Source organism: Muriicola sp. (assembly GCF_049669965.1).
Lineage (GTDB): Bacteria > Bacteroidota > Bacteroidia > Flavobacteriales > Flavobacteriaceae > Muriicola.
In genome coordinates, this window is record NZ_JBATLB010000136.1 from 1 (window position 1) to 9,110 (window position 9,110).

11 protein-coding genes are annotated in these 9,110 nt (G+C 39.0%); 5 read left to right on the plus strand and 6 right to left on the minus strand.

The window, feature by feature from the left end; translation table 11 throughout:
- Both WBM49_RS07450 and WBM49_RS07455 read right to left on the minus strand, forming a co-directional pair.
- The coding region (locus WBM49_RS07450; protein WP_424371430.1) for a hypothetical protein at nt 1-526 on the minus strand (526 nt) is incomplete at its 3' end.
- A 10-nt stretch (nt 527-536) separates the two neighbouring features.
- The gene (locus tag WBM49_RS07455) at nt 537-875 is read right to left on the minus strand and encodes a PadR family transcriptional regulator (RefSeq protein ID WP_424371431.1); all 339 of its coding nucleotides are present in this window, start codon (nt 873-875) and stop codon (nt 537-539) included.
- 124 nt (nt 876-999) lie between these two features.
- Here WBM49_RS07455 and WBM49_RS07460 point away from each other — a divergent pair, with 124 nt between their 5' ends.
- Nucleotides 1,000-2,043 (plus strand): 2Fe-2S iron-sulfur cluster-binding protein, encoded by a 1,044-nt coding sequence (locus WBM49_RS07460; RefSeq protein ID WP_424371432.1) that lies wholly within the window; start codon nt 1,000-1,002, stop codon nt 2,041-2,043.
- A gap of 17 nt (nt 2,044-2,060) precedes the next feature.
- Here WBM49_RS07460 and WBM49_RS07465 read toward each other — a convergent pair whose 3' ends face one another.
- Nucleotides 2,061-2,840, minus strand: coding sequence for a patatin-like phospholipase family protein (locus WBM49_RS07465; protein WP_424371433.1), 780 nt, complete (start codon nt 2,838-2,840; stop codon nt 2,061-2,063).
- 331 nt (nt 2,841-3,171) lie between these two features.
- Between WBM49_RS07465 and WBM49_RS07470 the strand changes: the two genes are divergently transcribed.
- From WBM49_RS07470 to WBM49_RS07485, 4 genes are all read left to right on the plus strand, one after another.
- Entirely contained in the window at nt 3,172-3,891 is a 720-nt protein-coding gene (locus WBM49_RS07470; RefSeq protein WP_424371434.1) for a TIGR04282 family arsenosugar biosynthesis glycosyltransferase, read from the plus strand.
- A 192-nt stretch (nt 3,892-4,083) separates the two neighbouring features.
- Nucleotides 4,084-4,419 carry an arsenosugar biosynthesis-associated peroxidase-like protein gene (locus WBM49_RS07475; RefSeq protein WP_424371435.1) on the plus strand — a complete coding sequence of 112 codons (336 nt, stop codon included), beginning with the start codon at nt 4,084-4,086 and terminating at the stop codon, nt 4,417-4,419.
- 48 nt (nt 4,420-4,467) lie between these two features.
- Complete coding sequence (gene arsS / locus WBM49_RS07480) at nt 4,468-5,523, plus strand: arsenosugar biosynthesis radical SAM (seleno)protein ArsS (protein ID WP_424371436.1); 1,056 nt, start codon at nt 4,468-4,470, stop codon at nt 5,521-5,523.
- A 245-nt stretch (nt 5,524-5,768) separates the two neighbouring features.
- A complete protein-coding gene (locus tag WBM49_RS07485) occupies nt 5,769-6,383 on the plus strand; it encodes a TetR/AcrR family transcriptional regulator (RefSeq protein WP_424371437.1) in 615 nt (204 codons plus the stop codon).
- A 7-nt stretch (nt 6,384-6,390) separates the two neighbouring features.
- Here WBM49_RS07485 and WBM49_RS07490 read toward each other — a convergent pair whose 3' ends face one another.
- From WBM49_RS07490 to WBM49_RS07500, 3 genes are read right to left on the minus strand one after another with little or no spacing between them, the layout of a single operon-like run.
- Entirely contained in the window at nt 6,391-7,434 is a 1,044-nt protein-coding gene (locus WBM49_RS07490) for a glycosyltransferase family 9 protein (protein WP_424371438.1), read from the minus strand.
- On the minus strand, nt 7,415-8,023 hold the full coding sequence (locus WBM49_RS07495; protein WP_424371439.1) for a DUF4254 domain-containing protein: 609 nt from the start codon (nt 8,021-8,023) through the stop codon (nt 7,415-7,417). The genes WBM49_RS07490 and WBM49_RS07495 overlap by 20 nt, the downstream gene beginning before the upstream one ends.
- A 28-nt stretch (nt 8,024-8,051) precedes the next feature.
- Nucleotides 8,052-8,990, minus strand: coding sequence for a hypothetical protein (locus WBM49_RS07500; protein WP_424371440.1), 939 nt, complete (start codon nt 8,988-8,990; stop codon nt 8,052-8,054).
- Nucleotides 8,991-9,110 lie beyond the last annotated feature (120 nt).

Genomic DNA, 9,110 nt, shown 5'->3' on the forward strand with positions numbered 1-9,110 from the left:
TTAAAAAGGGATTGCAGGCTATGACGAGCATAAAATATCCAATGATATTTGGTTTAATTAAAAAGGTATAACTTGTTTCCAAAACTTCTCGCTGACTATGGGAGTACTCATAAATCATAAACAAAGCTCCAAATAAAAGCAGTCCACCTACACCGTATTTTAATATCAAAATACCGGGATCGTTATTCCAAAATTGTCTTAGAAAATAAATAATAAGGATGGCTAATAATGCTGTAATTCCAGATTTTAGATAGAGCTCTTTAGTGATACGAGCACATTTATCGATCATAATTTTTGGTCCTGTTTGTTGTAATCCTATCCAAAGACTATGTTCACTGCGCAACTCCGGTGCCCATTTTTTCTTTTCAATTTCAAAGGCATCCTCAAACAACATTCTATTCTCTAATTGTCTTTCTATGTCGAGGGAAATGTGATCCAGGACCTCTAGTTTTAGATCGATCTGAGTTAATCCCATTTTATTCAGATATCCCTTAATTTGATCTAATTGGTCTTGGTTCAATTCCATAGTGAATAAATTATTGAATGCTCCATTTGGGGTTCACCAATTGTTGCATACTTCTTATAAACTCTTCTAAATCAGCAAGGCGGTTTACCGTTTCCTTCTGGCCTTGTTCCGTCAACTTGTAATATTTGCGTATTCTATTATCCACTTTTGCCACTTCTACATCCAACAAACCTTCCGCTTCCAACTTATGGAGTGCCGGGTATAAGGCACCCTCAGTTATTTTTAATTCACCTTGTGTCAGTGTCTTTACCTTTTGTGTGATCTCATATCCATACATCTTTCCCTCCTCATCCAATAGTTTTAAGATAATGGTGTTTAAGCTTCCTTTGTATAATTTAGAATTACTCATTGATTTTAAAATGAATTTAAATATATACATAATATTCTTATGCATAAACTAATTAGGTATGATTTTTATTGATTTCAGTTTTTTATAGAGTCCCCTTTCCTTAATTTTGCAAAAAAATTGCCGAATGAGCACCTTTTATTCCCTTAAAGTATCTGCTGTCAGTGCCTTAACGCCCAGTTCAGTTGCTATCACTCTCGATATCCCCAACGATCTGAAAAAGGACTTTACCTTCGATGCGGGCCAACATCTTACCTTGAAACAAACTATCAACGGGCAAGAGATTCGCAGGGCCTATTCTATTTCCAGTGCCCCTTCTGATGCAAAAATGACCGTAGGCATTAAAAAAGTTGAAGGTGGTGCCTTTTCGGTTTGGGCCAATGAGGCCATTAAAGCCGGGGATTCCATCGAAGTAATGCCCCCAAAAGGACATTTTGTTTTTCGTCCGACAACTACCCCACAACAGATAGTCGCCTTTGCGGCAGGTAGCGGAATTACCCCCATTATGAGTATCGCCGGTAGCGTCCTGGAAAGTCATCCTGAGAATACATTTGTACTGGTGTACGGAAACCAGTCTCCCGAAGAAACCATGTATCACAGGGAGATACTAGACCTCAGCAATAAATATACTGATAGGTTTTTTGTACAATTCATGTACAGCAGGGCTCGTGAAGAGGACGCCCTGTTTGGGCGTATTGATGGGGCTACCGTAAATCTTATTTTGAAAAATAAGTTTAAAGATCGCTCTTTTGATCATTTTTATCTCTGCGGGCCGGAAGACATGATCAATACGGTAAAAGAGACACTACAGAAGAATGACATTGCCAAAGACAAAGTGCATTTTGAGCTCTTTACGACCTCACAGGAAGAAGAAGTCTCGCAAGCGGAAGGTCAGACCACTATGGAGGTAACCTTAGATGACGAGGTCTTTACATTTGTGATGGACAAAAAGAAATTGGTCCTCGATGCTGTGCTGAACGAAAATATTGATGCGCCTTACTCCTGTCAGGGAGGCGTTTGCAGTACTTGTATTGCGCGCGTTAAAGAGGGAAAAGCAGAAATGGTAAAAAATCAGATCCTCACCGACGGTGAAATTGAAGAAGGATTTATTCTTACTTGTCAGGCGCATCCATTAACGCCCACACTAAAAATAGACTACGACGACGTCTAAACCTCATCTTATTAGGCTCATTTCAACAAGGCGTCCAGCACTTTACAGGCATGCTCATAGCCTATTTTAAAGGCTTTTTCTATCCCGCTTTTTTCAAAAACGCCTATTTTCTCGAGGTCCATAGGCTCAAAAATAATATCGCAACTTCTGATCTTTTCCCGGTTAATGGCATAAACCATTAAACTGGTGGTACGCGATGCCAACTGGAAAGAGGACGTAATTTCTTTTTTGGTGATCGGCTTAATCACGGATACGTTACTGCCAATAATATAATCTGCTTTGCCTTTCAAAGGCTCTGAAGGAAAATTATTCATAATGCCGCCATCGGCATACATCACACTGTTGATCTCCACCGGACTAAATACCGGGGGTAAAGCTGCAGAGGCCAAGAGGGGGATAATCAGATCTCCCTTGTAAAAAACTTCTTCAACACCCTTCTCTAGATTGGTGGCAGTGACATACAATGGTTTATGTAAAGATTCGAAGGTGTTAAAAGGGATATAGGTATTAAAAATATCGAAATATCGATTTGTATCTACCAGTCCGGGTTTATTGATGGTAAGAAAATTGTATTTGAATAAAGGCGTCTCTTTAAAGAAAGCGATCATCTCTTCAATACTGCTATTCCCAGCGTATAATGCTCCTACCAATGCTCCTGCGCTACTGCCTGATACCATGGACGCTTCAATGCCATATTCTTTTAGGGCCTTGAGCATCCCGATATGCCCTATGCCACGCACTCCTCCTCCGGAAAGAACTAGTCCAATAGATTTAGATGTTAACTCTTCAAGTTTCATGGTTAATTGCTATTCAAAACTAGGCAATCTTTGTTTCTTGTATCTATAATCAAACCCCATTTTACAAACTACCCGGTCTTGGCAAGTAAAAATTGTTCTAAATGGCAGATCTCTATGAGTCAATCATCCTATTCTTACCGTATTTAAACCTATTTGATCAAGATACTTTTAATTCGATCCTGTCTTAAAGAAACTACCGGGTCGATTTTCAAAGAAAGTCGCATTAAAATTTTAATCCCTGAATTTCGTAATGAAATAAAATATCTGCGACCAAAGCTAAAAGAAGTTTTCGTTGTAATTTTAGTAAAATTTTGCAGGGAGAAGAACATATATGAAACAAAAGACCGCCATTTTAGTGTTTGCCAACTCGTCCAAGGTGGATGAACGATTAAAGGGTATCAGAAATGGCGCTATTTTATTTGAGGAACTTACCAGGAAGACCTTGGCGATGGTAAAGCGCACAGGGATCCCATTCTATCACTTTACTGAACAGGAACAAAATGGGGCGAGCTTCGCTGAACGCTTTGTTGGTTGCATCGAAAAAGTATTTGCTCTGGGTTATGAGCAGGTCATTACCCTGGGTAATGACAGTCCGAAAATTACCTTCAAAGACCTGAGCTTCACAGCCAAAGAGTTGTCCCCTAATACCATGGTTCTTGGGCCATCCTGGGATGGTGGCTTTTATCTTATGGGCATACACAGGGATCAGTTCAACAAAAATGAATTCCTTGCGCTTCCCTGGCAAACCCCACAACTCTTACAGGAATTAAGGACTAAATCCAACACAAAAATATTTAGCATTTTCTATTTAAAGACCTTAATGGATCTAGACACTTCTCAAGATCTTATTTTGTTTGCTAAAAGGTCGTTTAGGCTTTTTAGCGGAATTGTTAGACTTATTCAATCTGTATTGTTCAGCAAACTGCAGGTATTTTATCAATTACTACCAAATCCATCATCGATAGTTGTATCATTCTCATATAACAAAGGTTCCCCTTCACTACTTCTGATTTCACCTTCAGCTGACAATTGTTCTTTTCTTATCACTTAAATAATCAGCCGTTGCTAACGTTGGGCAATGTAAACTCTCATAAGAGGTAGCCTTTCACAGCACAGATCTTGAAAAGCAATGTTAATTCAGCTTCCTTTTTCCTGTGTGACATAGAAACCATCCGGGATCTGGGATATAAAAGGTTATGTAATTCTTTCTATATCAATTTTATTATCCATTAAACAACATATCATGACAAATAATTATTACGATCCTGCCGATTTGAGAAAATTTGGAAAGATCACTGAATGGAGTGAAGAATTAGGCACCAAATTCTTTGATTATTACAACGCAGTATTTCAGGAAGGCGCCTTATCTGCGAGGGAAAAATCGCTGATCGCTTTGGCAGTGGCTCATGTGGTAAAGTGTCCTTATTGCATTGACGCCTATACAAAAGACGGCCTCCAAAAAGGAATCACCAAAGAAGAAATGATGGAAGCCGTACATGCCGGTGCGGCCATTGAAAGCGGGGCTACACTGGTTCACGGAGTACAAATGATGAATAAATACAATAAATTAAGTATGTAAGAAAGGTATACTGCGCCTAGCTTACCATAAAATATTGAAAGAAAAGAAATGGCAACAAAATCGCTGAAAGCAAGACATGAAGAACTAGCGGAGAATCACAGGCAACTCGAAATTCTCAACGGAGGGTTATTTGAGCAGGGGGAGCTCCCATTTTTTAAAAACAAAATAGCCGAAATTGGCGAATTCCCTTTACGACCCAGAAAACTAGAAATACTTCAGATCAATGTTGGCTACATGTGCAATCAGGTATGTGAACACTGCCATGTAGATGCAGGCCCTGACAGAAAGGAGATTATGACCAGAGACACCATGGAACTATGCCTGGAGGTCATCAGAAATACAGGGGCTCATACCCTGGATCTGACCGGGGGAGCTCCGGAAATGAACCCTGATTTTCGCTGGTTTGTGGAAGAGGCTTCAAAAGCGGGCATACAAGATTTTATAGTTCGTTCTAACCTTACCATTATCAGGTCCAATAAAAAGTACCACGATCTTCCTGAATTCTTTAAAAAACACAATGTGCACGTGGTCTCCTCAATGCCCCACTATACCCGAGGAAAAACAGACAAACAACGGGGTGATGGGGTATTTGATAAATCCATTAAAGCGCTACAGGAGCTTAATGCCGTTGGATATGGCTTACCAGACAGCTCATTGAGACTAGATCTTGTATATAATCCATCCGGAGCCTATTTGCCGGGAGATCAAGCAGCTTTGGAACACGACTTTAAGAAAGCTTTGAAAGAGGATTTTGATATTCAGTTTCACAATCTTTTTGCCATAACTAATTTACCAATAGCACGTTTTCTGGATTACCTTATTGCTTCTGAGAACTACGAAGATTATATGGTTGCCCTGGTAGATGCCTATAATCCTTCGGCTGTACAAAATGTGATGTGTACCAATACTATCTCTGTAAGTTGGGACGGATGGTTATACGATTGTGATTTTAACCAAATGCTGGGGCTTAAAGTGGCCAGTAAGGTAAAACATATCAGCAATTACAATGAGGAGTTGCTTAATGACCGGGACATAGTCATATCACAGCATTGTTATGGATGTACTGCAGGTGCAGGAAGCAGTTGTCAAGGGGTGGTAACTTAAATTAACGCTCATTTATCTGAATAATTCATATCATAAAAAGCGTCATAAACCTATATTTTACCCTTTATCGAGGAATAAAACCGACCAAGTGGTCGGTTGAAAACGTGGAATGGGGTGCATTTCATCCAAGATTCAACCTCTTATCGATTTTTTAATAAGCTTCAACCTGTAATATTCATCAAACATGGGGTTCGGGGGTTCTTTGTTATAGACCACATGGTCACTTAACCATAACCCCAAATCTTATGGATCAGAATTTAAAACGCATGGCTACCATGCATCGGATGCAGGTCACAGGCCTGGAATTATTCTATAAAAATGGATTTTATAACACCAGTGTAGATGATATTTTAAAGGAGCTGTCGCTTTCTAAAGGAGCTTTTTATTACCATTTTCAATCTAAGGAAGACTTTTTTATCAGTATAATTCAGAACCTGATCGTTCGAAAGGTCTATAGTATGATGATTGAACCCATAGAAGGAAAGGAAGATCCGTTTAAAACCTTAGAACTATGTTTTGAAAATGCTATACGCACTGCTGAGCATAATGAACTAGACTATGGCTTTGTGCTTAGTAATTTTATGTCAGAATTTAATGGTAGAAACGAATTGATCTCTAAATACCTTAGAGACATCTATAAGGTATGGGAAGTGAATCTTGTAACTATACTGCAAAAAGGAAAGACAGATGGCTATGTTGCCCGTCATATAGACAGTGAAGGAGTAGCTACATTTTTAATCTCCTCGTATATGGGTGTTCGAATGTTGATGGTAGAAGGAAATAGCAAACAATTAAGCTATCAGTTCTTACAACAGCTAAGACATTACTTTAAAAGCCTTTCCCAACGAGAACTGGCATAAAAATAGCTTACCCGAGTAGCGACTCAATGGTATTTACCACATCTTGTGGGCGAATAGTATCCATTACGCGCTCATACCCTTTAGGAAATTTGTTTCCATAAACAGAAGTTGGAATCATTGGAAATTGAGTGCCGTTGGCAAGGATAGAGCGCTCAGGGCCTTGCCCAAAGGGGGTAAATCCGCCATAGGGATGTGTAATACCCCAAAGCGTTAGGGTGGGGACACCATACATGGCAGACAAATGACCGTTTCCGCTATCCATGGAAACCATCAGGTCCAGGTTTGAAATAAGGCACAACTCGTCTTCAAATTTGAATATCCCGGCGGTATTACTACAATTGGAATATTTGGATTCCAATATTGTCAGGGTTTCTTTTTCTTTTGCACCCCCACCGAATAATATTATTTTATACTTATTGGTATTTTCTAAATGAAGGAGAACTTCATTGAGTAGATCGAGAGGATACATTTTCCCGGAAAAGGCGGCAAAGCGGGCAATTCCAATTATCTTTTTTTCATTTTTCCCAACATATTGTTTTATAGTGGTTGAAGGTGGTTTACGTTGAAGAACATCTTTAGCGCTCAATTTTATGGGATATCCAAGCCTCCGAAATACATCGGCATATCGCTCATGCGTAGTTTTAAGGGGTTTTATTGTCTTATCCCTCCAGGCGGTCAGTAGTTTTTTTTCTTTTCTTCCCTTGTCTATTTGAAGAAAGGGTAGCCCTTTTCCGGATAAAAAGACTTTTAGAATCTTTGTTCGCAAGACATTATGCAGGTCAGCAACACCGGTAAATGGAATCTTTCTCAATTCCTTTGACAGGCGATAAAGTCCAAGGACCCCCTTGTGTTTGCCCTTTACATCAATGGTATAGACCTTTAGATTGGGAACATGTTTAAAAATTGGAGCAAAAAAAGGGCGGGTTAGGAGGGTTATTTGTAAATGCGGATTAGATCTGATAAGCGCAAGTATAACCGGGACGGTCATGGCTACATCTCCCATGGCCGAAAGGCGGATCACCAAAAGATGCTCATCCTTGTTTTTGACCACGGAGAATTGGGTTTAGCTCGTCATCATTATACATTTTCATCTGTTTATACACCTTCATGTATTTTTTGCCCTCGCTAATGTCTTTTAGAAGTTGATCGATTGCGATAGAAAGGTCTTTTTTCTGTTCTAACAAAACAGCCAGTTTCTTTGTACATGCTGTCCTATGGGTGTCCGAAGCGTCTGTTCTTTCCGCTTCTTCTCTCATATGATAAATCTTTAGCGCCAGAATTGACAGTCGGTCAATGGCCCAGGCGGGAGATTCTGTATTGATAGTTGCATTGGGATGCACCGTTACCTCGGCATATTTTTGAAGAAAATAACTGTCTATGTACTCTACCAGGTCTGTTCTTTCCTGGTTACTTGCGTCTATTTTACGCTTTAACTTCAAAGCCGCTACAGGTTCAATGTTGGGATCACGAATAATATCTTCGAAGTGCCATTGAACTGTATCGATCCAATTCTTTTTATAAAGAAGATGAGGAAGGTCGTTGTTAGGGTAGGGATTACTAAATTGCTGATCTACCCGGTTAACAATATGATATTTATGAATACTTTCCTCAAAAATATCGAAGGCTTCTTTACTAAACATAGGTTTAAGCTTTGTACAAAGGTATCCTTTATTTCAAAAGGATGTCTACTGCAAAAACTAAAAATGCTATAAAGACAGAGGTGTAGAGCGTTATTTCTTTAATATTTTTTCGCTTGATCATTTCCACATATTTCCCCAGAAAGACAGCGCCAGGAAAGAATGAAATCATTACAGGCAGATCTCCTGCCATTAAACTAAGGATAATTACCAACACGCTAACTCCAAAATAAATGGAGATCAATCGCAAATTAATGATCCTTCCAAGGCCCAACTTACCAGATTTTAGAAATACTGCAAAGGCCGTGATCACAATAAGAATGGTGTAGATAATGAGTTTTGTGTTCAATTTCCAATCGGATACCACTTCCCGTATATTTACTATGGGGAACTGGTAATGCAGTAAAAAGTAGTCCTCATTATTCGCTAAAATAAGTACCGAATAACTTAATAGCACAAAAACAAGTGTACTGACAACAGGAACGAGCCAGTTCTTTAAATTCTTAGGTTCATAGATATAGATGGCAATATAGACCAGGATCAGAAAAAGGATCGCCCAGTCATAAAAAATGCTGGAGACCAGCACCCACAGACTTGCATCCATGATCTTTAACTTAATGTATTTTAAGGATCTGAGGCTTAAAAGTCTCCGGCAGGCCAATAACAGGAAAAAACTACAGAGTATGGCATTATTATCGGCCACAGAACTGGGAAAAATAAGAATTAGTAGGATAAAATATAGGGCTACGTAAGAATTTGCGCTGGTGATTTGGTTTCTGTTAACTACAAAATTGATAACCAACACAGAAAACAAAAGGGAAAGTACTACAAATGATTGCCAGACAATAACAGCCGGTTCATTGGTGTTATTATCAACATAAAAGTATACGAACCAATAGAGGACAAATAAAAATCCAAGGAGTAAAACGTAATTAATTGGTTTTGTTTTGCCAAAAATGCCTGAAATCATCTCCGGATTTTATATTTTTGTATTCGTAAATATAACCAAGATGAACGCATTTTTTTACGGCATAGAAGATTTATTCGTGAATGGCTTATTCTGGCCATATGATTTTTTACGTTTTATGGA

Coding starts and splice junctions, on each gene's coding strand:
- WBM49_RS07475 (WP_424371435.1), top strand. CDS start 4,084: ATGACAAATAATTATTACGATCCTGCCGATTTGAGAAAATTTGGAAAG.
- WBM49_RS07455 (WP_424371431.1), bottom strand. CDS start 875: ATGAGTAATTCTAAATTATACAAAGGAAGCTTAAACACCATTATCTTA.
- arsS (WP_424371436.1), top strand. CDS start 4,468: ATGGCAACAAAATCGCTGAAAGCAAGACATGAAGAACTAGCGGAGAAT.
- WBM49_RS07460 (WP_424371432.1), top strand. CDS start 1,000: ATGAGCACCTTTTATTCCCTTAAAGTATCTGCTGTCAGTGCCTTAACG.
- WBM49_RS07465 (WP_424371433.1), bottom strand. CDS start 2,840: ATGAAACTTGAAGAGTTAACATCTAAATCTATTGGACTAGTTCTTTCC.
- WBM49_RS07495 (WP_424371439.1), bottom strand. CDS start 8,023: ATGTTTAGTAAAGAAGCCTTCGATATTTTTGAGGAAAGTATTCATAAA.
- WBM49_RS07485 (WP_424371437.1), top strand. CDS start 5,769: ATGGATCAGAATTTAAAACGCATGGCTACCATGCATCGGATGCAGGTC.
- WBM49_RS07470 (WP_424371434.1), top strand. CDS start 3,172: ATGAAACAAAAGACCGCCATTTTAGTGTTTGCCAACTCGTCCAAGGTG.
- WBM49_RS07500 (WP_424371440.1), bottom strand. CDS start 8,990: ATGATTTCAGGCATTTTTGGCAAAACAAAACCAATTAATTACGTTTTA.